This is a genomic window from Streptomyces bottropensis ATCC 25435, assembly GCF_000383595.1.
Classification (GTDB): domain Bacteria; phylum Actinomycetota; class Actinomycetes; order Streptomycetales; family Streptomycetaceae; genus Streptomyces; species Streptomyces bottropensis.
In genome coordinates this window covers 2,840,148-2,864,538 of the sequence record NZ_KB911581.1, presented here as the reverse complement: position 1 = coordinate 2,864,538, position 24,391 = coordinate 2,840,148, and the positions used below count along the sequence as shown (strand labels likewise).

At 71.8% G+C, this 24,391-nt stretch carries 31 protein-coding genes; 10 read left to right on the top strand and 21 right to left on the bottom strand.

Annotated features, from left to right (window positions below; all coding sequences use genetic code 11):
* Positions 1-101: 101 nt before the first annotated feature.
* The 3 genes from STRBO_RS0112570 to STRBO_RS45390 form a co-directional block, all read right to left on the bottom strand.
* On the bottom strand, positions 102-368 hold the full coding sequence (locus tag STRBO_RS0112570; RefSeq protein ID WP_005482386.1) for an AbfB domain-containing protein: 267 nt from the start codon (positions 366-368) through the stop codon (positions 102-104).
* 599 nt (positions 369-967) lie between these two features.
* Complete coding sequence (locus tag STRBO_RS0112565; RefSeq protein ID WP_005482385.1) at positions 968-1,147, bottom strand: hypothetical protein; 180 nt, start codon at positions 1,145-1,147, stop codon at positions 968-970.
* 150 nt (positions 1,148-1,297) lie between these two features.
* Positions 1,298-1,429, bottom strand: a complete 132-nt coding sequence (locus STRBO_RS45390) for a hypothetical protein (RefSeq protein WP_005482384.1) — start codon at positions 1,427-1,429, stop codon at positions 1,298-1,300.
* A 162-nt stretch (positions 1,430-1,591) separates the two neighbouring features.
* Between STRBO_RS45390 and STRBO_RS0112555 the strand changes: the two genes are divergently transcribed.
* From STRBO_RS0112555 to STRBO_RS0112535, 5 genes are all read left to right on the top strand, one after another.
* A complete protein-coding gene (locus STRBO_RS0112555; RefSeq protein ID WP_005482383.1) occupies positions 1,592-2,059 on the top strand; it encodes a DUF2795 domain-containing protein in 468 nt (155 codons plus the stop codon).
* A 93-nt stretch (positions 2,060-2,152) separates the two neighbouring features.
* Positions 2,153-2,593: a CBS domain-containing protein gene (locus STRBO_RS0112550; RefSeq protein WP_005482382.1), complete on the top strand. Its 441-nt coding sequence runs from the start codon at positions 2,153-2,155 to the stop codon at positions 2,591-2,593.
* A 162-nt stretch (positions 2,594-2,755) separates the two neighbouring features.
* The gene (locus STRBO_RS0112545) at positions 2,756-3,070 is read left to right on the top strand and encodes an Orn/Lys/Arg family decarboxylase (protein ID WP_005482381.1); all 315 of its coding nucleotides are present in this window, start codon (positions 2,756-2,758) and stop codon (positions 3,068-3,070) included.
* Positions 3,071-3,171: 101 nt separating this feature from the next.
* On the top strand, positions 3,172-3,717 hold the full coding sequence (locus STRBO_RS0112540) for a type 1 glutamine amidotransferase domain-containing protein (RefSeq protein WP_005482380.1): 546 nt from the start codon (positions 3,172-3,174) through the stop codon (positions 3,715-3,717).
* A complete protein-coding gene (locus STRBO_RS0112535; protein ID WP_005482379.1) occupies positions 3,714-5,819 on the top strand; it encodes a catalase in 2,106 nt (701 codons plus the stop codon). Before STRBO_RS0112540 ends, STRBO_RS0112535 begins: the two co-directional genes overlap by 4 nt.
* Positions 5,820-5,971: 152 nt before the next feature.
* Here the strand turns inward: STRBO_RS0112535 and STRBO_RS0112530 are convergent, their stop codons facing one another.
* From STRBO_RS0112530 to STRBO_RS0112520, 3 genes are all read right to left on the bottom strand, one after another.
* On the bottom strand, positions 5,972-6,559 hold the full coding sequence (locus STRBO_RS0112530) for a TIGR03086 family metal-binding protein (protein WP_005482378.1): 588 nt from the start codon (positions 6,557-6,559) through the stop codon (positions 5,972-5,974).
* A 95-nt stretch (positions 6,560-6,654) separates the two neighbouring features.
* Positions 6,655-6,888 (bottom strand): DUF6158 family protein, encoded by a 234-nt coding sequence (locus STRBO_RS0112525; protein WP_005482377.1) that lies wholly within the window; start codon positions 6,886-6,888, stop codon positions 6,655-6,657.
* Between the two features lie 159 nt (positions 6,889-7,047).
* Positions 7,048-8,667 carry an ABC-F family ATP-binding cassette domain-containing protein gene (locus STRBO_RS0112520; RefSeq protein WP_005482376.1) on the bottom strand — a complete coding sequence of 540 codons (1,620 nt, stop codon included), beginning with the start codon at positions 8,665-8,667 and terminating at the stop codon, positions 7,048-7,050.
* 174 nt (positions 8,668-8,841) lie between these two features.
* Here STRBO_RS0112520 and STRBO_RS0112515 point away from each other — a divergent pair, with 174 nt between their 5' ends.
* The 3 genes from STRBO_RS0112515 (at position 8,842) to STRBO_RS0112505 (ending at position 11,483) form a co-directional block, all read left to right on the top strand.
* Positions 8,842-10,335: a bifunctional phosphatase PAP2/diacylglycerol kinase family protein gene (locus tag STRBO_RS0112515; RefSeq protein WP_005482375.1), complete on the top strand. Its 1,494-nt coding sequence runs from the start codon at positions 8,842-8,844 to the stop codon at positions 10,333-10,335.
* A gap of 112 nt (positions 10,336-10,447) precedes the next feature.
* A complete protein-coding gene (locus STRBO_RS0112510) occupies positions 10,448-11,269 on the top strand; it encodes a methyltransferase domain-containing protein (RefSeq protein WP_005482373.1) in 822 nt (273 codons plus the stop codon).
* A gap of 43 nt (positions 11,270-11,312) precedes the next feature.
* The gene (locus STRBO_RS0112505; protein WP_005482372.1) at positions 11,313-11,483 is read left to right on the top strand and encodes a hypothetical protein; all 171 of its coding nucleotides are present in this window, start codon (positions 11,313-11,315) and stop codon (positions 11,481-11,483) included.
* 28 nt (positions 11,484-11,511) lie between these two features.
* On the opposite strand, the gene STRBO_RS0112500 is transcribed toward STRBO_RS0112505, so the two are convergent.
* The 13 genes from STRBO_RS0112500 to STRBO_RS0112440 form a co-directional block, all read right to left on the bottom strand.
* On the bottom strand, positions 11,512-11,793 hold the full coding sequence (locus tag STRBO_RS0112500; protein ID WP_005482371.1) for a gas vesicle protein K: 282 nt from the start codon (positions 11,791-11,793) through the stop codon (positions 11,512-11,514).
* Positions 11,790-11,978 (bottom strand): gas vesicle protein, encoded by a 189-nt coding sequence (locus tag STRBO_RS0112495; RefSeq protein WP_005482370.1) that lies wholly within the window; start codon positions 11,976-11,978, stop codon positions 11,790-11,792. Before STRBO_RS0112495 ends, STRBO_RS0112500 begins: the two co-directional genes overlap by 4 nt.
* Positions 11,975-12,751 carry a GvpL/GvpF family gas vesicle protein gene (locus tag STRBO_RS0112490; RefSeq protein ID WP_005482369.1) on the bottom strand — a complete coding sequence of 259 codons (777 nt, stop codon included), beginning with the start codon at positions 12,749-12,751 and terminating at the stop codon, positions 11,975-11,977. Before STRBO_RS0112490 ends, STRBO_RS0112495 begins: the two co-directional genes overlap by 4 nt.
* Positions 12,748-13,116, bottom strand: a complete 369-nt coding sequence (locus STRBO_RS0112485; RefSeq protein ID WP_005482368.1) for a gas vesicle protein — start codon at positions 13,114-13,116, stop codon at positions 12,748-12,750. Before STRBO_RS0112485 ends, STRBO_RS0112490 begins: the two co-directional genes overlap by 4 nt.
* Positions 13,113-14,336, bottom strand: coding sequence for an SRPBCC family protein (locus STRBO_RS0112480; RefSeq protein ID WP_020114262.1), 1,224 nt, complete (start codon positions 14,334-14,336; stop codon positions 13,113-13,115). Before STRBO_RS0112480 ends, STRBO_RS0112485 begins: the two co-directional genes overlap by 4 nt.
* Positions 14,329-14,985, bottom strand: a complete 657-nt coding sequence (locus tag STRBO_RS0112475; RefSeq protein WP_005482366.1) for a hypothetical protein — start codon at positions 14,983-14,985, stop codon at positions 14,329-14,331. Before STRBO_RS0112475 ends, STRBO_RS0112480 begins: the two co-directional genes overlap by 8 nt.
* Positions 14,982-15,245, bottom strand: coding sequence for a gas vesicle protein GvpG (locus tag STRBO_RS0112470; RefSeq protein ID WP_005482365.1), 264 nt, complete (start codon positions 15,243-15,245; stop codon positions 14,982-14,984). The genes STRBO_RS0112475 and STRBO_RS0112470 overlap by 4 nt, the downstream gene beginning before the upstream one ends.
* 67 nt (positions 15,246-15,312) lie before the next feature.
* The gene (locus STRBO_RS0112465) at positions 15,313-16,062 is read right to left on the bottom strand and encodes a GvpL/GvpF family gas vesicle protein (protein ID WP_005482364.1); all 750 of its coding nucleotides are present in this window, start codon (positions 16,060-16,062) and stop codon (positions 15,313-15,315) included.
* On the bottom strand, positions 16,059-16,484 hold the full coding sequence (locus tag STRBO_RS0112460) for a gas vesicle structural protein GvpA (RefSeq protein WP_020114260.1): 426 nt from the start codon (positions 16,482-16,484) through the stop codon (positions 16,059-16,061). Before STRBO_RS0112460 ends, STRBO_RS0112465 begins: the two co-directional genes overlap by 4 nt.
* A gap of 105 nt (positions 16,485-16,589) precedes the next feature.
* Positions 16,590-16,991, bottom strand: coding sequence for a gas vesicle protein GvpO (locus STRBO_RS0112455; RefSeq protein ID WP_037627828.1), 402 nt, complete (start codon positions 16,989-16,991; stop codon positions 16,590-16,592).
* 77 nt (positions 16,992-17,068) lie between these two features.
* On the bottom strand, positions 17,069-17,995 hold the full coding sequence (gene ligD, locus STRBO_RS0112450) for a non-homologous end-joining DNA ligase (RefSeq protein ID WP_005482361.1): 927 nt from the start codon (positions 17,993-17,995) through the stop codon (positions 17,069-17,071).
* A 28-nt stretch (positions 17,996-18,023) separates the two neighbouring features.
* Positions 18,024-19,871, bottom strand: a complete 1,848-nt coding sequence (locus STRBO_RS0112445) for a transketolase (protein ID WP_005482360.1) — start codon at positions 19,869-19,871, stop codon at positions 18,024-18,026.
* The gene (locus tag STRBO_RS0112440) at positions 19,868-21,247 is read right to left on the bottom strand and encodes an NAD(P)/FAD-dependent oxidoreductase (protein ID WP_425336021.1); all 1,380 of its coding nucleotides are present in this window, start codon (positions 21,245-21,247) and stop codon (positions 19,868-19,870) included. Before STRBO_RS0112440 ends, STRBO_RS0112445 begins: the two co-directional genes overlap by 4 nt.
* A gap of 215 nt (positions 21,248-21,462) precedes the next feature.
* Between STRBO_RS0112440 and STRBO_RS0112435 the strand changes: the two genes are divergently transcribed.
* On the top strand, positions 21,463-22,419 hold the full coding sequence (locus STRBO_RS0112435; RefSeq protein ID WP_005482358.1) for an LLM class F420-dependent oxidoreductase: 957 nt from the start codon (positions 21,463-21,465) through the stop codon (positions 22,417-22,419).
* Positions 22,420-22,547: 128 nt separating this feature from the next.
* Here STRBO_RS0112435 and STRBO_RS0112430 read toward each other — a convergent pair whose 3' ends face one another.
* Entirely contained in the window at positions 22,548-23,030 is a 483-nt protein-coding gene (locus STRBO_RS0112430) for a phage holin family protein (protein WP_005482357.1), read from the bottom strand.
* A gap of 133 nt (positions 23,031-23,163) precedes the next feature.
* On the opposite strand from STRBO_RS0112430, the gene STRBO_RS0112425 reads away from it, so the two are divergent.
* Positions 23,164-23,517, top strand: a complete 354-nt coding sequence (locus tag STRBO_RS0112425) for a VOC family protein (RefSeq protein ID WP_005482356.1) — start codon at positions 23,164-23,166, stop codon at positions 23,515-23,517.
* A gap of 289 nt (positions 23,518-23,806) precedes the next feature.
* Here STRBO_RS0112425 and STRBO_RS0112420 read toward each other — a convergent pair whose 3' ends face one another.
* The gene (locus STRBO_RS0112420; RefSeq protein ID WP_005482355.1) at positions 23,807-24,370 is read right to left on the bottom strand and encodes a GNAT family N-acetyltransferase; all 564 of its coding nucleotides are present in this window, start codon (positions 24,368-24,370) and stop codon (positions 23,807-23,809) included.
* Positions 24,371-24,391: the final 21 nt, after the last annotated feature.

Below are 24,391 nucleotides of genomic sequence, written 5' to 3'. Positions count from 1 at the left end.
GTCTCACGACGCCCCGGGCCGACAGGTGTCCGCCGGCCCGGGCCACTGTGCCTGGGGTTGCCGGTTCGCTGGGCCCTGCGGCGCCGTGTTCAGCCGGGGCGTCAGTAGACGATGGAGAAGGTGGCGTCCGCGCGGTCGGTGGCGGTGGAGGCGGGATCGATGCGCAGGGAGTGGTTCCAGTGCGTCATGTGGCCAGTCGGGAAGTCGTGGGACCGGAAGAACGTGCAGGTGGATTCGGCCAAGCCCGCTGTCCAGGGGAACTTGGTGTCACGGGCGAACGCGGTGGCGCCGTCGTTGACGTCCAGCTTCAGTTCGTAGCTGTGGTGCCGCAGCCAGCGGGTCGGGGAGTTAACCGACGGCAAGGACACGACGGAGCGTCGGCGAGTCCGAGAGGAGTGGATCTTGCGCTCATCTGCTCTCCAAAAGAGACGTGTGGGGGAACGGGCGCTCGGCGAACTAGGCCCCGCGGAGGACACGCCTGCCCGGCATCGTCATCGCCGTCCGATACACCGGCCGAAGTCCGGGGAAGTGGTCAAAAAGTAGAGGTGGGGCATAGGGAGGTCAATGGTTTTGTCGAAGTGCGTTGGTTTTTGTGTGGTTGGAGAGGCGCCGCCACGGCGCTGGATCGAGCGACCGCTCGTCAAGCTCGGCAGGATCAACCCATGACGCGCGCAGCGCCGGGGGTGCGGGGGCAGACACATGTGTTCACGAGGTAGCTACCGGGCGCAGCCCACGTCAGCAGGAGGGGTTGATGCGCGAGCTGCCGTCAGTTCCACCAGTAGAAGACATCCGGATGAAGCCGCTGCCGACTCACCGATGGCCTTCATCTATCAACCGTCGGAATCGGAGTGCGCGGGCCGCGGGAGTGCGGCGCCGAGGACCGGATCCTCGCTGATACGGCGCCGTAGGTCACTGACCAGGTGTGGCAGTTGTCAGCTCACCGCAGGGCTGCGGAGACCTGGCCGGGTCAGTCCAGCCGACGCGTGCCCGGGGCACGGGAATCGTTGAGCAGCTTCGCCGCGACGACCAGCGCAAGCAGCGAGGCGGGGACGGGCAGCAGGCAGATCCAGCGCCATGCGAAGTGGTCGAGGATCACGCCCGCGATGACGGGGCCGAGCGCGAGGGCGGCCATCAGAAGGTCACCCACAGGCCGAAGAGTTCAGTGCCCAGGTCAGGGCCACGGGGACTGAACTCTTCTCTTTTGTCCGACAGCGGCAAGGAGGATTGAGCGGTCCGTGCGCCGTGCCCGGTGGCCTGGCAAGTGGTCCTGGACACCGGGCGCCGTTCGCGTCGCCGTTCAGCGGACCGGCACGGTCTGTTCCGGCCGGTCGGCCCGCTCGACGGGTGGCAGCACCAGCTCCTCGTAGCGGCCCAGCGCCAGTACGACGCCGAGCATGAGCAGCGGAATGATCACAGCGACAGCCGTCATGGGTCCGGTCCTTCCCGGGGAACGTGCCGTGGGGGGGCGTCGGGCCGGGTCTCCGCCGCGCGGACGGGTAAACCAGGGCGCCGCGCGGAACCGGACGGGATGCGTCCGTGTCGCCCCGGGGTGTTCGGGTACGCGAGGGCCACCGACGATCCAAGGGGAGTCATGCAGCGAGGCAGCGACAGGCTGAGCGCCCACCGCGACGACGAGATGAAGCAGGAACTCCAGGGGTTGCTCCGTTCGGGGCATCCCACCCGGACGGAGGAGTGGCACGACCCCGAGCCCTACGCCGAGGACGACCCGGAGGTCGCGTACGGGCCGGTGACGCCCAGCCGGGCGCCCACACGGGTGGCGGCGCTGCAACTGGAGCTGGCCCGGGTCCTGGGCCGTACGTCCTTCCCGGCGGGGCCCGCCGAGCTGATCGGGGTCCTACGGGGCCGGCACGCCCCGGACGCGCTCGTGGAGCCCTTGGAGCGGCTGCCGCGGGACGCGCGCTACGACTCGGCGCACCGGCTCGCGCAGGCGGTGGTCGACGCCGGGGAAGAGACCGGTGAGACCGGTGACGAGACCGGGGGCGGTGCGGCGCGGCCCTCGGCCGAGGGCACGGAATCCGCACACGAGCGGGACACATAGGCCCCTCGCGCACGGGTACTGCGGGCAAGGTCACGCCGGTGTGTGCGTGCGCCCCCGCAGTCGGGGCGGAGCGACGAGAGGCCCGGAGGGCCCATGGCCGAGTTCGTGAGGGACGTCATGACGGCAGGGGTGGTGGCGGTCCGCCCGGCCGCCTCGCTCGTCGAGGCGGCGCGGCTGATGCGGGCCAAGGACGTCGGGGACGTTCTGGTCGCGGCGCACGGGCAGGTCGTGGGGGTCCTGACCGACCGCGACATCGCCCTGCGCGCGGTCGCCGCCGGCGCGGACCCGCTGACGGTGAGCGCCCAGGCCGTCTGCACCCCGAACCCGGTCGTGGTCGGCCCGGACGAGACGGTGTCGGTCGCCGAGGAGCTGATGCGCGAGCACGCGATACGCCGGCTTCCCGTCGTGGAGGACGGGCACCCGGTGGGCATGGTCAGCCTCGGCGACCTGGCCGTCTCCCGGCAACCGGAGTCGGCACTCGCCCACATCAGCCGCGCGGAGCCGGACACCCGGCCGGGCTCCACCCCGACCTGAGCGGCCGCCCGCCGAGCCCGGTTCCCGGCCCCGGCGGGCGGCTCGGGGCTCCGCCCCGGGGCCCGGCACGACGGACAGCGAGGGCAAGGAGAACATGGACGACGACAGTGTGACCACGGACCGACGACCCGACCACCGCTCGTCTACGCCCTCACCGAGCTCGTGAAGCGGCGCGAGTCGCTGCCGCCGCCTCCGCCCGTCCGGCTGCCCGAACCGGAGGAACTGGAGCTGGAGGGCGTGATGCTGCCCCGCGACGCGTTCTTCGGCCCGGTGGAGCAGGTACCGCTGGAGGAGGCGGTGGGCCGGGTGGCCGCCGAGCCCGCGAGTCCCTATCCGCCCGGAGTGCCGGTGATCTGCCCGGGCGAGCGGATCAACCGGGCGGTCGTGGAGTACCTGGCGTCCGGGGTGGAGCACGGCATGTACGTGCCGGACCCCTCGGACCCGCAGCTGCGCACCCTGCGGGTGGTGGCCCGATGAACGACGTACGCACATGAACCACGGACACACATGAACGACGTACGCACATGAACGACGGACACATGAACGACGGACACACCTGACGAGAGGAGATCGCAGCCATGCGTATCGCATTCCTGACCGCACCCGAGGGTGTCGAGCAGATCGAGCTGACCGAGCCATGGCAGGCGGCGAAGAACGCCGGGCACGAGCCCGTGCTGGTGTCGACGACGTCCGGACGGGTCCAGGGCTTCGACCACCTCGACAAGGCGGACACGTTCCCGGTGGACGCCGTGGTGGGCGAGACCCCGGCCGAGTCGTTCGACGCTCTGGTCCTGCCCGGTGGAGTGGCCAATCCGGACTTCCTGCGCATGGACGAGCAGGCCGTCTCCTTCGTCCGGGAGTTCTTCGAGCGGGGCCGCCCGGTCGCCGCGATCTGTCACGCACCGTGGACGCTGGTCGAGGCGGACGTGGTCCGGGGCCGGGTCCTGACCTCGTGGCCGAGCCTGCGGACGGACATCCGCAACGCGGGCGGCACCTGGGTCGACGAGCAGGTGCGGATCTGCGACCACGGCCCCAACAAGCTCGTCACCAGCCGCAAACCGGACGACCTCAAGGCGTTCTGCGAGGCGTTCCTGGACGTGTTCTCCGAGGAGGCCGCCCGATGACCTCACCCATGGACCGCAAGCGGGAACAGCGCGAGGCCGCCCACCCGGACGACCCGGCGTCGGGGCCTCTCACCACCGACCAGGGGGTGGCCGTCGACCACACCGACGACTCCCTGACCGTCGGCGAGCGCGGGCCGACCCTGATGGAGGACTTCCATTTCCGGGAGAAGCTCACCCACTTCGACCACGAGCGGATCCCGGAGCGGGTGGTCCACGCCCGGGGCGCGGGCGCCTACGGGTACTTCGAACCGTACGAGTCCTGCGCGGAGTTCACCCGTGCCGCGTTCCTCCAGGACCCCTCGGTCCGCACCCCGGTCTTCGTACGGTTCTCGACCGTGCAGGGGCCGCGCGGCTCGGCCGACACCGTGCGGGACGTGCGCGGTTTCGCGACCAAGTTCTATACGTCGGAGGGCAATTACGACCTGGTCGGGAACAACTTCCCGGTCTTCTTCATCCAGGACGGCATCAAGTTCCCCGACTTCGTGCACGCGGTGAAGCCGGAGCCGCACAACGACATCCCGACGGGCGCGTCCGCCCACGACACCCTCTGGGACTTCGTGTCGCTGCAGCCGGAGACCCTGCACGCGATCATGTGGCTGATGTCGGACCGGGCGATCCCGCGCAGCTACCGCATGATGCAGGGCTTCGGTGTGCACACGTTCCGTTTCGTGACCGCCGACGGGCGCGGCACGTTCGTCAAGTTCCACTGGAAGCCGAAGCTGGGCACGCACTCGCTGGTGTGGGACGAGGCGCAGGAATGCCAGGGCCGGGACCCGGACTTCAACCGCCGCGACCTGTGGGACGCGATCGAGGCCGGTGAATACCCGGAGTGGGAGCTGGGGGTCCAACTCGTGCCGGAGGAGGACGAGTTCGCCTTCGACTTCGATCTGCTCGACGCCACGAAACTCATTCCGGAGGAGCAGGTGCCGGTCCGGCCGATCGGCCGAATGGTGCTGGACCGCAACCCCGAGAACTTCTTCGCCGAGACGGAGCAGGTGGCCTTCCACACCGCCAATGTCGTCCCGGGCATCGACTTCACCAACGACCCGCTCCTCCAGGCCCGCAACTTCTCCTATCTGGACACCCAGTTGATCCGCCTCGGCGGACCCAACTTCTCCCAGTTGCCGGTGAACCGCCCGGTGGCACCGGTGCGCACCAACCACCGTGACGGCTACCACCAGTCGGCGGTGCACGGCGGCACGAACTACTTCCCCAACTCCCTGGGCGGCGGCTGTCCGGCCCACGCGGGCGGCGACCCGCACGCCTACCGCCACCACGCCGAGCGCGTCGACGGCGCCAAGATCCGCCGCCGCAGCGAGAGTTTCAAGGACCACCACAGCCAGCCCGCCCTGTTCTGGAACAGCATGGCCCCCTGGGAGCAGGAGCACATCGTGGCGGCCTTCCGCTTCGAACTCGGCAAGGTGGGCGCCCTCACCGTCCGGGCCCGCACGGTGGAGCAACTGGCCAAGGTGGACCCGCGGTTGGCGGCCGAGGTGGCCAAGGGCATCGGCGTTCCGACCCCGACGGACACCGAGCCGCCGGCGTACAAGCTCACCTCGCCCGCGCTCAGCCTGGAGTCCCAGCGCGGCCCCGGTTCCCTCCGCACCCGCCGGATCGCCGTCCTGGTCGCGGACGGCGTGGACGCGGAGCAGGTGACCGGTGTGCGGGAGGCACTGGCGGCCGAGGGTGCGGTCGTCGAGGCGCTGGCGGCCGAGGACGGCACCGTGCGCGGCGCGGACGGCGCGGAGTACACCGTGGACCGGGCCCTGCCGACGATGGCGTCCGTCCTCTACGACGCGGTGCTGCTTCCCGGCGGCCCCGTGGCCACCCCGCCCTCCGCGGCCGACCCCGACGCCATGCGTTTCGTCCGCGACGCCTACCGTCACGGCAAACCGATCGGCGCGCTCGGCTCCGGGGTGGGCGTCGTCGCGGCCCTGCGACCCGAGGGGATACGCCTCTCCTCGGAGTTCCATCACGTGGTGGCGGACCGGGGTGTCGTGACGGACACCGCCCAGGGCCGGGTGGGCGACGAGTTCACCCGCGAGTTCCTGGCGGCGATCGCGGCCCACCGTCACCGGGGCCGCCCGCCGGCCCGCTGCTGAGGGCGGCGGCAGGAGGCCGGGCGGTCCGACAGGCAGCCCGGCCTCCACGAGCGCGACGCGACGACAAGAGCCCGGGGGGACCCGTTCCTCGCGACGATACGAGCACGAGCGGCACCGTCCCTCGCGACGGCACGAGCCCGAGGCGGAACGTCCTACGGCCTGCGCCCGAGCAGACACAGCAGCCTGGTCTGCGCGTCGGCCCCCGCCGGCGGTGCCACCGCGGCCTCGAACAGCCCGGTCTTCTCCAGCTCCCCCGCGTACGGCGTGATCTCGTCCGTGGCGAACGACACCAGCGCGTCGGGCAGACGCTCGTCGGCCCCGGTCGCCCGCGAGAGATCCCACGTGTGCACGACGAGATCGGCGACCATCTGTCCGCAATAGGCGACCGCCGGCGTGTCCCCGTAGGACAGGTGGACCGTCCGGTCGAGCGCGCCGGGCGCGGTGAACGCCTCCCGCGCGGAACGCGCGGCCGTGTCCCAGGAGGCCGCCGGGTCGGGCCCCAGCAGGTCTCCCTCGAAGGTGTCGCCGACCTCCTCGATCATGCAGCCGTCCCGCACCAGCGACGGCACCCACAGCTGCTCCGAGACGAGATGGTTGACGAGGTCACGGACCGACCACTCGGCGCAGGGCGTAGCCGCGTCCCACTGGTCCTCGCGCACGGCGCGGACGCGCGCGCCGAACAGGTCCTGCGCCTGCGCGTGCCGGGCCAGCAGCGCACGCGCGGTCGCGTCGGGTTTCACGGCGCCGCCACGCGCGGTCGCGTCAGGTGTCACGGCGCCGCCACGCGCGGTCGCGTCAGGTGTCACGGCGCCGCCACGCGCGGTCGCGTCAGGTGTCATGGCGCCGCCGGTCCCCGATCCCGCGCGCCGTCGCGGGTGCGGCCCGAGACGACCGGCCGGCGCGGGTGGCGGCGCAGGTACTCGCCCTCCAGTTGCGCCATCCGTTCGTTGTGGGTGCGCAGCGCCTCGGTCGAACCGTGCAGGAGCGTGTCGTGACGCGTGCGGTGGATCGACTCCAGCTCCTTCATCAGCTGCTGGTCGTCCAGCTGGTCCGGGTGCACTCCGGTCATGGTGGTACCCCGATCGTCGTCTTCCTCCAGGGGGTCCGGGTACCCGTCCGGCGGGCGTTACCCCGACGGGTGTCCGGGAGGGAGCCATGGATCTCGCGTTCCTCCCTCCACTGTACGAAGATCCCGGGTCCCGGGCCCTCGTGCGCGGGGGGCGAGGGGCTAGCGGGCGCGCTCCACGCGCCGCTCGTCCCAGACCGGTTCCGGGGTCTCCCGTACGCGGCCGTCGGAGCCGAAGACCAGATAGCGATCGAACGAACGAGCGAACCAGCGGTCGTGGGTGACCGCCAGGACGGTGCCCTCGAAGGCCTCCAGGCCCTCCTGCAGGGCCTCCGCCGACTCCAGGTCGAGGTTGTCGGTGGGCTCGTCGAGGAGGAGGGCGGTGACGCCCTGGAGCTCCAGGAGCAGGATCTGGAACCGGGCCTGCTGGCCGCCGGAGAGCCGGTCGAAGGACTGCTCGGCCTGCCCGGTCAGCTCGTACCGGCGCAGTCGGGACATGGCCGCGCCCCGGTCCTGGGCGTGCTCCTTCCACAGGATGTCGAGCAGTGTCCGCCCCTCCAGCTCCGGATGGGCGTGCGTCTGCGCGAAGTGCCCCGGCACGACCCGTGCGCCGAGCCTCCACACCCCCGTGTGGGCCACGTCGCCGCCGGCGAGCAGCCGCAGGAAGTGGGACTTGCCCGACCCGTTGGAGCCGAGGACGGCGACCCGTTCGCCGTAGAAGACCTCCAGGTCGAAGGGTTTCATCAGCCCGGTCAGCTCCAGCGCCTCGCAGGTGACCGCCCGCACGCCGGTGCGCCCGCCCTTGAGCCGCATCGTGATGTCCTGCTCGCGCGGCGGCTCCGGGGGCGGCCCGGCCTCCTCGTACTTGCGCAGCCGGGTCTGGGCCGCCCGGTAGCGCGAGGCCATGTCCGGGCTGTTCTCGGCGATCTGACGGAGGGTCAGCACCAGTTTCTTCAGCTGGGCGTGCTTCTCGTCCCAGCGTCTGCGCAGCTCCTCGAAACGCTCGAACCGCCGCGACCGCGCCTCGTGGTACGTGGCGAACCCGCCGCCGTGCACCCAGGCGTCCGCGCCGGCCGGTCCCGGCTCCACGCTCACGATCTTCTCGGCGGAGCGGGAGAGCAGCTCCCGGTCGTGCGACACGAAGAGCACGGTCTTGCGGGTCTCCGCGAGCCGCTCCTCCAGCCAGCGCTTGCCGGGCACGTCGAGGTAGTTGTCGGGCTCGTCGAGCAGGAGCACCTGGTCGGTGCCGCGCAGCAGCGCCTCCAGCACGAGCCGCTTCTGCTCACCGCCGGAGAGCGTGCGCACCTGCCGCCACTGCGCCTTCTCGTACGGCACCCCGAGCGCGGCCGTGGTGCAGATGTCCCACAGCGTCTCCGCCTCGTAGCCACGCGCCTCGGCCCAGTCGGAGAGGGCCTGCGCGTACTTCATCTGGGCCGCTTCGTCGTCCACGGTCATGATCCCGTGCTCGGCGGCGTCGACCGCCTTCGCGGCCTCCCTGATCCTCGGCTGTGAGACCGACACGAGCAGGTCGCGCACGGTCGACTCGTCCCGCACGGACCCCACGAACTGCCGCATCACCCCGAGCCCCCCGGACACGGTCACCGACCCGCCGTGCGGCTTCAGCTCCCCGGAGATCAGCCGCAGCAGGGTCGTCTTGCCGGCGCCGTTGGGCCCGACGAGGGCGACGACGGCCCCCTCCCCCACCCGAAAGGACACGTCCCCGAGCAGAGCCCTCCCGTCCGGCAGGTAGTACTCCAGATGAGCGGCTTCGAGATGTCCCATGGGGCGCATTGTCCGAGCCGGGGGAACGAGCGGGCAAATCCATTTCCCGCACACCGGCCCGACCTGCCCCGACCTGCCCGGACCCGTCCGGACCTGCCCCCGGTGGATTCACTCCCTGCCGCCGATCCCCACCCCGCCCGACACGCTTCCGCACGCATGGGGTACCCGTGGAGCATGACCCCAGACGTCGACCTCACCGTCCGCCCCCCGGGCCACCACATCCTCCGCGACCGTTTCCTCGCCGCCGACAGCCGCGTGTTCAACGCGGTGGCGACCCGCGACTGGCCGGGCGCGCACCCCCTCCTGCCGAAGCTCAGCCGCGCCGCGAACCACGGTGTGCTGTGGTTCGCCACGGCGGCGGCGATCGCGGCGACCCGGAGTCCGAGGGCCCGCCGGGCAGCGGTGCGGGGCGTGGCCTCGCTCGCACTCGCCTCGGCGACGATCAACACGCTCGGCAAGCGGACCGTCCGCCGCCCCCGCCCGGTGCTGGACGCCGTCCCGCTGACCCGGCAGCTGAAGCGGCAGCCGATCACCACGTCCTTCCCCTCGGGCCACTCCGCCTCCGCCGCCGCCTTCGCGGCCGGCGTCGCCCTGGAGTCGCGCGGCTGGGGCGCGGCGGTGGCGCCCCTGGCGACGGCCGTGGCACTGTCCCGCGTGTACACGGGCGTGCACTTCCCGAGCGACGTCCTGGTGGGCGCCGCCCTGGGCGTGGGCGCCGCCTACGCCGTACGAGGCATGGTGCCGACCCGCGACCAGCTCCCGCCGCCCGGCCGTCCGTACGTGGACGCGCCCGCGCTGCCGGACGGGGACGGCCTGGTGGTGGTGGCCAACCGTGCCTCGGGGACGTCGGACCGGGTGCGCGCGCTGCGGGACGTGCTGCCCGGCGCCGAGACCGTGGAGTGCGAACCGGAGGACGTCAGGGCCGAGCTGGAGAAGGCCGCGGCCCACGCGCGGGTGCTCGGCGTGTGCGGCGGCGACGGCACGGTGAACGCGGCCGCCGAGGTGGCCCTGCGTCACGGCCTCCCCCTCGCCGTGCTCCCGGGCGGCACGCTCAACCACTTCGCGTTCGACCTGGGTGTGGAGGACGTGCGGGACCTGGGCCGCGCGGTGCGCCAGGGCGAGGCCGTCCGGGTGGACCTCGGACACTTCAGGAGCGGTGACACGGAGGGCCACTTCGTCAACACGTTCAGCCTGGGGGTCTACCCCGAGCTGGTGCGGGAGCGCGAGCGCTGGGAGAAGGCGGTCGGCGGCTGGCCGGCGGGGGTGATCGCGGCCCTGCGGGTCCTGCGCGCCGACCGCCATCCGCTCCAGGCCACCTTCGAGGGCCGGCCGCGCCCGATCTGGCTGCTGTTCGCGGGCAACGGCACGTACCACCGGCTGGGCCTCGCCCCGGCCCGGCGTTTCGACCTGGCCGACGGACTGCTTGACGTCCGTGTCGTGCACGGCGGCCGCCGCCCGGCCCTGCGGCTGCTGGCCGCGGCCCTCGCCGGCCCGCTGACGCGCACCCCGGCCCACGCGGCGGTCCGCGTACGACGGCTCCGGGTGGACGGCATCGCGCCGGGCACCCTGCTCGCGTACGACGGCGAAGTCGCCGAGGCGCAAGGGGACCTGACGCTCCAGAAGCTGCCGGAGGCGCTGACGGTCTACCGGCCGGTACCGATGCGCTGACCCGGCGGGGTGCGTCCACAATTCAAGACGGCGGTCTCAATATTCGGCACGGTCGCGTACCGTTCGAGCACGAACTCGTGGACCTCACGGACCTCGTGGAAGGGGAACGGCCATGTCGAAGGCACGGGAGACCGCCGTCTACACGCACGGACACCATGAGTCGGTGCTGCGCTCGCACACCTGGCGGACCGCCGCCAACTCGGCGGCCTATCTCCTCGGTTCGCTGCAGCCCCACATGACGATCCTGGACATCGGCTGCGGTCCGGGCACCATCACCGCGGACCTGGCCGCCCTGGTCCCCGAAGGGCGGGTCACCGGCGTCGACCACGCCCCCGGCATCCTGGAGCAGGCCGGCGCCACGGCCGCCGCACGCGGCCTGGACAACGTGGACTTCGCGGTGGCGGACGTCCACGCGCTGGATTATCCGGACGACACCTTCTGCGTGGTCCACGCCCACCAGGTGCTCCAGCACGTCGGCGACCCGGTGCAGGCGCTGCGCGAGATGCGGCGGGTGACCAGGCCGGGCGGCCTGATCGCGGTCCGTGACTCCGACTACGCGGCGATGACCTGGTTCCCGGCGTCCCCCGGCCTGGACGACTGGCTGGACCTGTACCGCAGGGTGGCCCGGGCCAACGGCGGTGAGCCCGACGCGGGGCGCCGGCTGAAGTCCTGGGCCCTGCGCGCCGGGCTCACCGACATCACGGCCACCTCCGCCACCTGGACCTACGCCACGCCGGACGAGCGGGCCTGGTGGAGCGGGCTGTGGGCGGACCGGACGGTCGCCTCCGCATACGCCGAACGGGCTACGGAGGGCGGTCACGCCACGCGGGAGCGGCTCCGCGCGATCGAGTCGGCCTGGCGGGAATGGGGGCGGCGGGAGGACGGCTGGTTCGCCGTGCTCCACGGAGAGATCCTCTGCCGCAAAACGGCCTGAAAAGGCGTATTCAGGAAACCCGGACCAGCAGGAGGTTCGCGAAATGGTTCCCATCCTGCTGGTACTGCTTCTGGTGCTGATTCTTTTCGGCGCCGGATTCGCGGTCGAGGTTCTCTGGTACGTCGCACTGGTCGTTCTGGTGCTGTGGCTCCTCGGATTCCTGGTGCGCGGCACGTCCGCCTCCGGAGGAAGGGGACGCTGGTACAGGTGGTGAATTCATCCCCGCGGGGGCGACGGTCCGTTCATTCCCGCGGGAGCAACGGTCCGAGCGGCCCGAGGTCCAGATTGAGGTCCTCGGGCCGCAGGCCGTAGCGCTCGCGCAGCTCGGTCATCCGGTCGTCGAGCAGCATCAGCGTGAGCCCGATCCGCTCCTCCTGGTCCTCCGACAGCTCCCCGGTGTCGAAACGGCGCAGCGCCTGCCGCTCCATGAGCTGACGGAGCAGTTCGACGACGGTCAGGACCAGCTTGACCAGGTCCCTCTCCACCGTGTCGGGCTCCAGTTCGACGCGGTTGCGGCCGGTCACTCGATGCCTCCCCAGGGGGACGGGACCTGCTCGTTCACGGAGCTGATCAGTGCGTTCAGGTCGATGCGGACGAGATCGACGTCCGCGATACGCAGAGTGAGGTCGCCGGTGATCACGACCCCGCCGGCGAGCAGCCGGTCGAGGAGGTCCACCAGGGCGACCTCCCGGCGTTCGATCACGGTCACGGGGTGTCCTCCGGGTTCTCCGCGCTCTCTCCGCTGAAGGAATAGGCCGCCCACGGCCCGGTGAGTTCCACCCGCAGTCCCGGTTCCTCGCCCTTCGTGCGGTCCACGAGTTCCACGAACTCCTCGGAATGGGCGCGCGGCACCAGATAGGCCGCGTTCAGCACATTGCGTCCCGGAGCGCCGGAGAGCGCGGAATTCTGCGGGGCGTGCAGCCGGGTGTCCTCGGCGAAGGCCGAGAGGGTGCCGTGCAGGGCGCGCGCGAACCGGTCGGCGTTCTCCCACATCTCCTCGTGGGCCCGATGGCTCCGCCGCCGCTGCCGCAGATAGTCGCGCCCGCTGGCGACCTTCGCGGGTTCCTGGGGCCGCTCCTGCTCCTCGGACTCCGCGTACACCTTGACGCCCCACTCCACGCGGCCCGCCAGCCGGTCCAGGGTCCGCTGGAAGCCCGCCTCGCGGGCCTCCAGCATCACCCGGACGCCACTGTCGTCGCGGAAGACGGTGCCGAGCCGGAGCGGCAGGGGCGTGGTGACGACGGTGAGGGCGTCGATCACGCTCTGGTGCGCGCGGGCGGTCTCGGTCAGCCAGTCCAGGTCCTCCAGATGGGCGCGCAGCGGCTGCTCCGCGAAATCGCTCTCGGGCACCTCGCTGACGACGGCGATCAGGTCGTGGTGGCGCAGTTGCCGGGGCGGCGCGCCCGCGACCCCGGTGAGCTGGGACTGGAGCGCCGCGTCGAAGGGGCGGCAGACGGCGTACACGTACCGCAGACCGGTCATGTGGGCTCCTCTCTGGCGCGGCCGCGCTCGACGGCCGGCTCCGGCTCCCGCCGGTACCCGCCCTCGTCCAGCTCCGCGAGCCGGGCGCGCAACTCGGCGTTCTCTCGGGAGAGTTCGTCGCGGCGGGCGTTGGACGACAGCGCCGGGTCGGACTCCCACCAGTCGATCCCCATCTCCTTGGCCTTGTCGACGGAGGCGACGATCAGGCGCAGCTTGATGGTGAGCAGTTCGATGTCGAGCAGGTTGATGCGGATGTCACCCGCGATCACCACACCTTTGTCGAGTACACGCTCCAGGATGTCGGCCAGATTGGCGCTCGCGCCGCTCTGGCCGTACGGCTCCGGTACCCGGCTCGGGAACGTCATCGACGGCCCCTGCCCGCGGGGGCCGGTTCCTCGACCTCATCCTCGTACGGTTCCTCCTCGATGTCCTCCTCGGCGTCGTCCTCCGCCTCGGGAACCTCCTCGTACTCGTCCTCGGGGACCTCGTCCGCGTCCTCCGGCTCGCCCTCGTCGTCCTCCTCGTCGTACTCCGCGGTCTCGTCGGTCTCGTCCGGCTCGTCGACCTCGTCCCTCTCGTCGAGGTCGCGGGGCTCGTCCTCGTCCGGCTCCGGCTCGTCGTCCGCGTACTCGGCCTCGGCCTCGTCGTCCTCCGGCGACTCGTCCTCCGGCCCCTCGTCGTCCTGCTGGTCCCGCTCCTCCTCCGCGAGGGCGTCCTCGTGGCTGACGGTGACCTCACCGTCGCGGATCTCGCCGCGCCAGCCGTCCTCGGCCTCACCACGGAGGGTGATGAAGCGGGCGAAGTTCTTGAGGTCGAGCCGGGCCCGCCGGCCCTGGGCGCGCCAGATGTTGCCGGTCTTCTCGAAGAGACCCTTCGGGTAGTACTCCAGGACCAGCAGCACCCGGGTGAGGTTGTCCCCCAGCGAGTGGAAGGTGACGGCGCCCTTCGTGGTGCCCTTGGCGCCCTCCGACGTCCAGGTGATCCGCTGGTCGGGCACCTGTTCGGTGGTGTGGGCCTTCCAGCTCCGGCTGGACCAGAAGATCTTCATCTGCCAGTCGGAGTGCGTCTCGTCGGCCTGGTTGGCGCTCTTCACACCCTTGGCGAAGGTGCTGAAGCTCTGGAACTGGGTCCACTGGTCGTACGCGGTGCGCACCGGCACCCCGACGTCGATGGACTCGATGATCACCGTGGGCTTGTTGCCCGAGCCGCCCTTGCGCTTGCCCTTGCCGCCGAGGCCCTTCAGCGCGCCGAGCACGTTGTCCTTGGCACGGCCCGCGCCCACCTCCAGGGCGGAGCGCAGCGGCCCCTTGCCCTCGGCGAGCTTGCGGCCGCCGTCGAGGGCGAGCTTGGCGAAGCCGGGGCTGTTGCCCTCGGCGATGTCGTTGAGCTTGCCGGTGGTCTCGCCGAGTTTGCGCCCGGCGCCGACCAGGATCCGCTGGGCCTGGGCGGCCAGGTACTCCCGGGCCTCCTCCTTGAGGCGGTCGACGGCCTCGCCGTGCACCACCTCGGTGAGCGGGTTGCTCTTCGTGGCGTCCTTCACGCGGTCCGTCGCGCGTCCGTTCGATGCTCCGAGGGTCTCAGTCATCGTCTCCGCCTCCCCTCGTGGCCCGCGACCCGGTGGCCCTGCGCGCGGCCTTCTTGGCCGGGGCCTTGCCGGGGGCGGACTTCTTCGCCGCCGTCCTCTTGCTCGCGGTCTTGCGCGCGGGAGCGGCGGTCTTCTTCGCGGGAGCCGCCTTCTTCGCGGCCGGCTTGCCCTCCGCCCGGGGCGAGGACTTCTTCGCCGGGCGCTTGCGCGAGGGCTCCTCCTGCGGTTCCTCCTCGTCCTCGTCACGCGCGTCGGCGCGCTCGTCGTCGGAGGACTCGTCCTCCTCGTACGCGTCGTCGTCCTTCCCGCCGCGTCCCGGCAGATCCGGCGCCACGCCCGCGAGCTGGTCGCGCACCTGCGAGGTGCGTCCGTGCAACCGGCTGGCGAGCCCCTCGATCTGCCGCTCGACCAGCGCCCCGGTGGCCGCCTTGCCGACACCGCGCAGGTCCCCGCGCAGCTGGTCGCCGATCTCCTTGAACTGCGGGTTGTTCTGGAGTTGCTGCGAGACCAGGTCCGCGATCGCCCGCGGGCTCAGCTGCATCCGCTTGCCGGCCACCATGGTGCCGACCGCGAACGCGAGTTTCATCTTCTTCGTACGTCCGAGGACGTATCCGGCCCCTACGGCGAGGCCAAGCCCGATTCGATTCATTGTGTCGTCCCGTTGCCGGTTCCTGTGCTTCTCTGAGTGCTGATCTCCAGCCGGTCCAGCAGTTCGTCCTCCAGACGGTCGAACTCCTCCTCGTCGATCTCGCCCGCCTCCAGCCGTTGCTCGAGGCGGGCGAGATCGGCTCGGACGGCCGCCGGGTCGTAGTACTGGCGCTCGGCCTCGGTGAGCACCTGTCGCACCGTCCAGAGGCTGCCGCGTACCGGTGCGAACGGCAGCAGCAGCACCTCGGTGATCAGTCCCATGTACTCGCCTCCTCGGCCTGGGAACGCCGTGCCTGCGGCGCGCCGTGGACATATGCGGAACGCGCTGTCAGTGCGTGGTCTCCGCGGGTTGCGCGGGCGCCGGTTCGACGAAGCTGTACGGCGGCAGCGGCCCGTTCACCCGCACCTCCAGGTGCGGATGGCTCTTGCGGACCTCCTCCACGGCGTCGAGGAACGCCGCGGACGACTCCCGGTCCACGAGGAACGACAGATTGGCCAGCCAGCCGGTGGAGTCGGGGCCCGCGCTGACGTCCTCCGCGGCCGGCTCCAGCGTCCGCCGCAGCTCCGCCGCGTCCTCCGCCTCACGGGCCTGCACCGCGGCGACGACCATCTCGCCGAGCCGCAGCCGGTCCTCGTAGGTGCCGCCGCCCGCCTGCCGGTTGGCCTCGGTCATGGCGCGCAGCTCGGGGTTCTCCCCCATCACGCGGTGCAGCACGGCCTCTTCGTCGTGGCTGGCCTTCACGTTGTACTCGACCTTGCCGTCGAGGGCGCCGAGCCGCTCCAGGTAGTGCTTCGCACGTTCGGCGAGCACCGCGGTGACGGACGCGTCGTCCGGTGCGACGCTCCCGAAGCGCATGGGCAGCAGGGAGCCGCCCGCGCCCGCCTCGCTCAGGACGTTCTGGTGGGCGAGCAGGTCCTTGCGCTTGGGCCGCAGCCCCTCGGGGGCCTCGCTGACGATCGCCGCCAGCTCGCCCTCCCTGAGGATGCGCACCGGGCGGGCGGGGTCGCCCACGCCGCCCATGCCCTCGGGGAGGGCGGGATGTGAGCCGGCGGTGATGCCGTAGACGTACGTGCTCACTCCTGCTCCTCCTTCTTGCGCGAGCTCGTGGTCCTGCGGGCCCGCGGGCGCGGCTCGGACTGGCTCTCCTCGCGGGACTGCTTGAACGCGTCGGAGATCGTCTCGGCGGCGCCGGACAGCGCCCCCTTGGACTTGCCGCGCGCGCCGGACTCGGTCATCTCACCGACGAGGTCCGGCAGGCCGGGGTTCTTGCGCGGCCCGGCCTCCAGGTCGAGCCGGTTGCACGCCTCCGCGAAGCGCAGATAGGTGTCGACGCTGGCGACGACGACCCGGACGTCGATCTTCAGGATCTCGATGCCCACCAGGGAGACTCGTATGAAGGCGTCGATGACGAGCCCCCTGTCGAGAATGAGTTCCAGGACGTCGTACAGGCCGCTGCTGCCGCCTCCGCCGCCGGACTGCTGTGCCGGTACTACGGTCATGCCGGCCGATCCTCCTCGCATAGGGAACGTGCCTGTGAATGTCTGTGTGGATCTCGTCCACGGACGGTGGGTCCCGGGCGCGGACCGCCCGGGCGCGACGAGGGCCTACCGGCGATGCGGGTCGGCCCTGCCGCGCTCGTAGCGGCGGACGCGCCGGTAGCCGGTGAGCTCGCCCCGGGGGTCCAGCTCCACGCGATAGCTCGCGAGCAGGCTCATCGTGTCGGGGACCCTGGCGATCTCCAGGACCTCGACCTCCAGCGTCCAGCCGCCCTCGGTCTGCTCGAACGACGACACGGACTCGGGCGCCATGCCGGTCAGCTCCGCGAGCTGGGTCCGCGCATGGCGCAGTACCTGCATGGGGCTGGGCCGGTCGTCCGCCGGCTCGTGCGCCTCCTCCGTATCCTGCGCCTCTTCCGACTCCTGCACCTCGTCCGTTTCGTCCGGTTCTCGGGACTTCCGTGAACTCTGTGTCTTCGATGTGTTGGATGTGTTGGATGTGTTCGACATGGCCACCTCGAACACCGAGTGGCCCCACGTCCGTTGGCCAAACATTTCCCGGGTGCCGCGCGCCGTCGCCTCCGGTCTCAGCGGCGCCGCGCCGCGAGCCGCCGCCGGGCCGGCCCCAGCGCCCGGCCCCTGCTCATCGCCCCCGCCCAGGGGTTGGTGCGGGCCTGCTCGACGGCGTCCGCGAGGGTCCAGTGGCGGGCGCCGACCGCGGGGTCGTCGAGCTGTTCCCAGGTCAGGGGGGTGGCCACGGGCGCGCCGGGCCGGGCGCGCACGGAGTAGGGGGCGACGGCGGTCTGGGCGTAGGCGTTGCGCTGGATGTCGAGATAGAGCCGGTCGCCGCGGTCCTTCTTGCGGGCCTCGGTGGTGAGCCGCTCGGGGTGGGCGCGGACCAGTTCTCCGGCGACCTCGGCGGCGAAGGCGCGGACCTCGTCGAAGTCGTCGTGCCCGTTCACCGGTACGACGACGTGAAGGCCCTTGGAGCCGGTGGTCATCGGCACGGACGGCAGTCCCAGCTCGTCGAGCAACTCCCGTACCCGTCCGGCCGCGTCCCGGACCTCGGCGAAGTCGTCCACCGCCGGGTCGAGGTCGAAGACCAGCCGGTCGGGCCGGTCGATGCCGCCGGTCCGGGAGAGCCAGCGGTGCAGGGTGAGACAGGCCTGGTCGGCGAGGTAGACGAGGGTGGCCGCGTCCTCGCACACGGGGTGGACGACCGTGCCGCCCTCCTTGGGCACCTCCACGCGTTCGATCCAGTCCGGGTAGTGCTCGGGGGTGTTCTTCTGCATGAACATGGGCCCGTCGACGCCGTCGGGGTGCCGTTCCAGCATCAGCGGGCGCCCGCGCAGATGGGGCAGCATGAAGGGGGCGACGGCCCGGTGGTAGGCGACGAGATCGCCCTTGGTGTACTCCTTGCCGCCGCCGTCCGCGTCGGCGGGGAACAGCACTTTGTCCGGCCGGTGGATCTCGACGGTCCGGCGGCCGACCCGCATCGGGTGCGTGTCCCCCATCACCGACTCCCTTCTGTGGACACCGGGTTCAGGACGCGATCGCGTGCTCCACCAGCAGCCGCCCGGCCACCGCGATCGCCTCCGCGTCGACGCCCGCCTCGCGCAGCTGCTCCTCGGGGGAGGCCGAGCCCGGCATCGTACGGACGGCCAGGCGCACCAGGCGGGGCACCGGGCGGCCGTCGAGGAAGGCGTCGAGGACCGCGTCCCCGAGGCCGCCCTCCTCGTGGTGGTCCTCGACGGTGAGGATGCAGCCGGTGCGTTCGGCGGCCTCGCGCAGGGTGCGGCGGTCCACGGGCTTGACCGAGTAGAGGTCGATCACCCGGACCTGGATGCCCTCGGCGTCCAGCGCCTCGGCGGCCTTGAGGGCCTCGTGGACGGTGACCCCGGCGGCGACGACCGTCAGCCGGTCGGTGTCCGAGGCGCGCAGCACCTTGCTGCCGCCGACGGGGAACTCCTCGGTGGGGCTGTAGAGGACGGGCAGGGCGCCGCGGGACGTGCGCAGATAACGGATGCCTTCGAGACCGGCCATCGTGGAGACCAGCTTGGCGGTCTGGTTGGCGTCGCACGGGTACAGCACCGTCGAGTCGTGCACGGCCCGCATCATCGCCAGGTCCTCCAGACCCATCTGCGAGGGCCCGTCCTGGCCGATGGCGGACCCGGCGTGGGAGCCGACGAGGTTGAGCCCGGACCCGCTGACCGCCGCCATGCGGACGAAGTCGTGGGCCCGGCTGAGGAACGCCGCGAACGTGGAGATGTACGGCACCCAGCCGCGCGCCGCGAGACCGACCCCGGCGGCCACCAGCTGCTGTTCGGCGATGTAGCACTCGAAGAACCGCTCGGGGTGTTCCTTGGCGAAGAACTCGGCGCGTGTGGAGTCGCCGACCTCGCCGTCCAGGGCGACGATGTCGCCGCGCGCGTCGCCCAGCGCGGCGAGCGCCTGTCCGAAGGCGTCCCGGGTGGCGACCTCCTCGCCGACCTCGAAGCGCGGCAGCTCCAGGTGCCCGGTCCGTACGGCGTGCAGCATCCGGGCGGCGGGAGGCTGGCGGACCTCGACGCGCAGGTCGCGTACGCCGCCGAGTTCCGCGATCGCTTCGTCGGCGTCCTTGAGGGGCTTGCCGTGCAGGCCCTCGCGGTCCTGGACTGCCTCGACGCCCTTGCCCTTGAGGGTGCGGGCGAGGATCACCGTGGGCTGCCCCTTGGTCGATTCGGCCTCGGCGTACGCCCGGTCGACGGCGTCCACGTCGTGTCCGTCGATCTCGATGGTGTGCCAGCCGAAGGCGGCGAAGCGGCGGGCGTAGGCGTCCAGGTCGTGTCCGTGCCGGGTGGGTCCGCGCTGTCCGAGCCGGTTGACGTCCACGATCGCCGTCAGATTGTCCAGATGCTCGTACGAGGCGTGCTCGGCGGCCTCCCACACCGAGCCCTCGGCGAGTTCGCTGTCGCCGCACAGCACCCACACCCGGTAGCCGGTACGGTCCAGCCGCTTCCCGGCCAGCGCGATGCCGACGCCGACGGGCAGGCCCTGGCCGAGCGAGCCGGTGGCCGTCTCCACCCACGGCAGCCGCCGGGGCGTGGGGTGCCCTTCGAGCCGGCTGCCCAGCTTGCGGTAGGTCATCAGCTCGGTCTCGCTGATCGCGCCGGCCGCCTTGTACGCGGAGTACAGCAGGGGCGAGGCGTGTCCCTTGGAGAGCACGAAACGGTCGTTGGCGGGGTGCTGGGGGCGTTCGAAGTCGTAGCGCAGATGCTTGGCGAGCAGCACCGCCATCAGTTCGGCGGCCGACATGGACGAGGTCGGGTGCCCGGAGCCCGCGGCGCCGGACGCGCGCACACTGTCCACCCTCAACTGCTGTGCCAGCTCGCTGAGTCGACGGCTGTTCATGACGCTCCTTCCGAACGTTCGGCGGGCTGGGGCGATTTCGCGGAGGCCCGGTCGGCGTCCGTGCTCGACCGCCCTCCCGGCATCCTCGCCAGCTCCGGTGACGCCGTGTCCAGGGGGACCGACCAGGATCGGACGAGCCCCAACTGGACGCCCTGGCGCGGCAGTACGGCGTCCAGGAACCAGTCGGCGGCGACGCGGACGCGATTGCCGGGCATGGCGGCGAGGTGGTATCCGCGGGTGACGGCGCCGGCGGCGAGGCCGGACAGCGGTACGCCGAGGGGGTTGGCGGCGGCCTTGACGCCGCCGAGGTCCACGACGAAGCCCAGGTCGCTGTGGCGGTAGGGCTTCGGTTCGCCGCGGCCGAGGGAGGCGGCGACGTTGAGCGCGGCCACCTTGCCCTGCCGCCACGCGTGTTGCGCGGTCATCGGGGTGTACTGGCCGGGCTTGGTCAGATCGGGCACGGCGGCCGCGTCCCCGCAGGCGAACACCTCGGGCCTGCCGGGCACCTGCAGCGTGGGGTCCACCAGCAGCCGGCCGCGCTCCATCGGCAGCCCCAGCGACTCGGCGAGCGGATCGGGCCGTACGCCCACGCACCACACCAGGGTGCGGGTGTCGACGAACTCCCCGTCGCTCAGCAGCACTCCGTCCTGCGTGGCCTCCTTCACGGAGGTCTCCATCCGCACGTCGACGCCCCGCTGCCGCAGCACCTTGCCGGCGGTCCGCGACAGCTTCTCGTCCATCTCGGGCAGCACCCGTTTCGCGATGTCGAGCAGCATCCAGCGCGGCCGTACGCCGTCCCGCAGCGGCTGTTGCCGGACCAGTGCGTCGGTGAACATCTGGCCCTGGGCGGCGACCTCGGTCCCGGTGTAGCCGGCCCCGACCACCACGAAGGTGCAGCGTGCGCGGCAGCTCTCGGGGTCCTGGCTGCCGGCCGCCAGCTCCACCTGCCGGGTCACGTGGTCCCGGAGATACAGCGCCTCGGGCAGTCCCCGGAAACCGTGGGCGTGCTCGGCGACACCCGGGATCGGCAGCAGTTTGTTCACGCTGCCGGCCGCGAGCACCAGCCGGTCGTAGGTCAGCGTGCCGGTCCCGCCCTCGGGGTCGGTGTACCGCACGGTGCGCGCGTCGAGATCGATGTCCTCGGCCTCCCCGAGCACCAGGCGCACATGACGCAGGGTGCCGGTGAGGGAGACGGTCACCCGGCGTGGCTCCAGGACACCGGCGGCGACCTGGGGCAGCAGGGGCAGATACAGGAAGTAGTCGGTCGGGTTGAGCAGAGTGATGTCGGCCTTGTTCCGGGTCAGCCGCGCGAGGGTGCGGGCCGTCCGGTAGCCGGCGAAGCCGGCACCGACGATCACGATGCGGGGTCGACTCACGGGTTCGCCTCCGGCGGGGTCGCGCATACGGAGTCCTCAGCGTCCTCAAGACGTACGGGTCGGTTCCTGTGGCGTGCGAACCTTCCGCGTCCCCCTGGTCAGGGTGCCCAAACCGCCTGGGCCCCGCCCGTCCACGGGTTTCCGCCCGGGCCCCCGGGTACCCGGAACGCGACCCGACCCCAACCCGATCGCAGAATGTCGCGGAGGTACCCCCCATGCCCGAGTACGGATACTTCTTGGCGACCGAGGAGTTCGGTCCCGCGGAGCTGATCGAGCAGGCGAGGATGGCCGAACAGGCCGGGTTCGACTGCCTGTGGATCTCGGACCACTTCCACCCGTGGAACGACGCCCAGGGCCAGAGCCCGTTCGTGTGGTCGGTGATCGGGGCGCTCTCCGAGGCCGTGTCGCTGCCCATCGAGACGGCGGTGACCTGTCCGACCGTGCGGATCCACCCGGCGATCGTCGCGCAGGCGGCGGCGACCAGCGCGGTGCTGACCGGTGGCCGGTTCCGTCTCGGCATCGGCTCGGGCGAGGCGCTCAACGAGCACATCCTCGGCACCCGTTGGCCCTCGGCGGACGTCCGCCTGGAGATGCTGGAGGAGTCGGTCCAGGTGATGCGGCGGCTGTTCACCGGCGAGGAGGTCACCCATCGCGGCCCCCACTTCACCGTGGAGAACGCCCGCCTGTACACGCTCCCGGACCAGCCCGTCCCGATCGACATCTCCGGCTTCGGCCCCAAGGCCACCGCGCTCGCCGCCCGCGTCGGCGACGGCTTCATCACCATGGGCCCCGACGAGGAGCTGGTCACGCGGTACCGCAAGGGCGGCGGGGGCGCGAACCCGGTCAGCGGCGGGACGAAGGTGTGCTGGGGTACCGACCGTGACGCGGCCGTCCGCCTCGTCCGCCACCTCTGGTCGAGTCAGCTCCTGCCCGGCGAGATGGGCCAGATCCTGCCCACCCCGAGCCACTTCGAGCAGCTGGAACCGCTGGTCACCGAGCAGATGGTCGGCGAGAACACGGTCTGCGGCGACGACGTCGACGAACATGTCGCCGAGCTGCGGGCGTTCGCCGACGCCGGCTTCGACCGTGTCTACGTCAGCCAGATCGGCCCGGACCAGCGCGGTTTCTTCGACTTCTACCGCACGAAGGTGCTGCCGCGACTCCCGCGCTGAGCGGGTTCGGGCGAGCACGTGCGGCGGGGCCGGGACGGTCGTGACGTCCCGGCCCCGCCGTATGTGCGTGTACCGGCTTTTCGGTGGCCCCGACTCACAGGGACTCACCCTGACTCACAGGGACTGACTCACAGGCCACGGTGGCGCCGGTCCTCGTAGTCCGCACCTGTGGACGCGGCTGCGCCCGCGGCCTCGGTCACGCTGTCGGTCGCGGTCCCGACACCGGGTGCGACGGGCGGAGGCGGCGGATACCCGGCCGGTCCCTGGCCGCCCGGGGGTGTCCCCGGCGCCGTACCGCCGACGGCCCCGTCACGGTCCGCCGAGGGCCGCGCCGCGCCCCTGAGCAGGTACGCGGCCACACCGAGCACCACGGCGGTGATCAGGGCGGCGGCCCAGTCGGGCAGGACCAGACAGAGCGCCAGCCCGACGGCCAGCGCCACGGCGGCACCCGCGTACAGGGCGAGCGCCCCGGACGCCGCGTACAGCGCCGCCTTGCGCCGCTGCTTACGGGTCTGCTGCCGCAGCTCCTCACGGATGGTCTCGCGGGCCACCTGCGCCAACTCGTCGACCAGGTGCCTGTCCAGATGTTCCAGATGATCCAAGCGGTCCATCACGGCCGAGTACCCGGCCCCCTACGCCCGTAACGCGGCACACGGCACTGCGCACGCGAGCGGCGCGGACACGCGTGCGGTGATCCCGCGTTTCGATCACCGTCGCCGTCCGGCCCCAACTAGGCTCGTCCGCATGGAGATTCTCGGTACCACGCTCCGCATCTGCGTCGACGACCTGGAAGCGGCGGTCCCGTTCTACGAGAGACTCTCGGGCGGACCGGCGATGCGTTTCGAACGCGGTGGCGTCCAGGTGGCCGCCGTCGGCTGCTTCCTGCTGATGAGCGGCCCGGAGTCCGAGCTGGAGGTCCTGCGGAAGGTCACCGCCACCCTCGCCGTCGACGACGTCGACGAGGCCGGCCAGATCCTCACCGCCTCCGGCGCCAAGGTGCTGGCCGGCCCGATCCCGACCCCCGTCGGCCGCAACCTCATCGCGGTCCATCCCGACGGCTCGGTCTACGAGTACGCCGACCGCCGGGCGACGGGCTAGCCGTTCGGTGCACGGAGGTGGGTGCCGGCCGGGGGCCCCGGCGTCCGGCGGGGCCGGTTCGGCGAAGGCGGGCACGACGGACGGGTCCAGCACGTCGGCGTCCAGGTGCACCCGGAAGCCGCCCGGTTCGGGTGTCCCGAAGCTCTGCGCGTGTACGAGGGGGATCGCGCCCTCGTCGAAGACGCCGTCGCACGATGCCCTGCTCCCGCGGCGCGCCGGCGAGCTTGTGGCAGCCGGGCACGAGACCCGGGGCGGGCGGGCGCGGGCCCCGGCTCGCGGGCCGGTCGGCTCAGGACTCCCGAGCGGGTCCCGGGCGCCCCATCTCCACGGTCAGGGCCCATCGTTGATGGTCCCGCCACGCCCCGTCGATGAAGAGGAAGTCCGGCGAGAACCCCTCCAGCCGGAACCCGCAGCGCCGGGCCAGCGCGATGGAGGCGGCGTTGCCGGGCTGGACGTTGATCTCCAGTCGGTGCAGCCCCATGAAGTCGAACGCGTAATCGATGACCAGCCCGAGCCCCTCCCCCATGAGCCCCCGTCCGGCGGCATGCGCGAAGGCGCCGTAGCCGAGGGCTCCGCTGCGGAAGCCGCCCTCCACGATGTTGTTGATGTTGATGAAGCCGGCGATCCCCCCGCCGTCCCGCTCGCACACCAGGAACCCGGCCTTCGTCGGATCCTCGATGAGCCGCCCCGCGTACGCCACGTACGCGGCGGGGGTGGCCGGCGGAAAGAGCCACGGGTGGTGCAGATCCCTGCTCTCCCGCACCCGCGCGGTGAACTCGGAGCCGTCCTCGGGCGTGAAGTGCCGGATGGCGACGCGGGGGCCCGCGATGAGGTGACGAACATGTCCGGACACCCCGCCACGGTACTTCGGGCC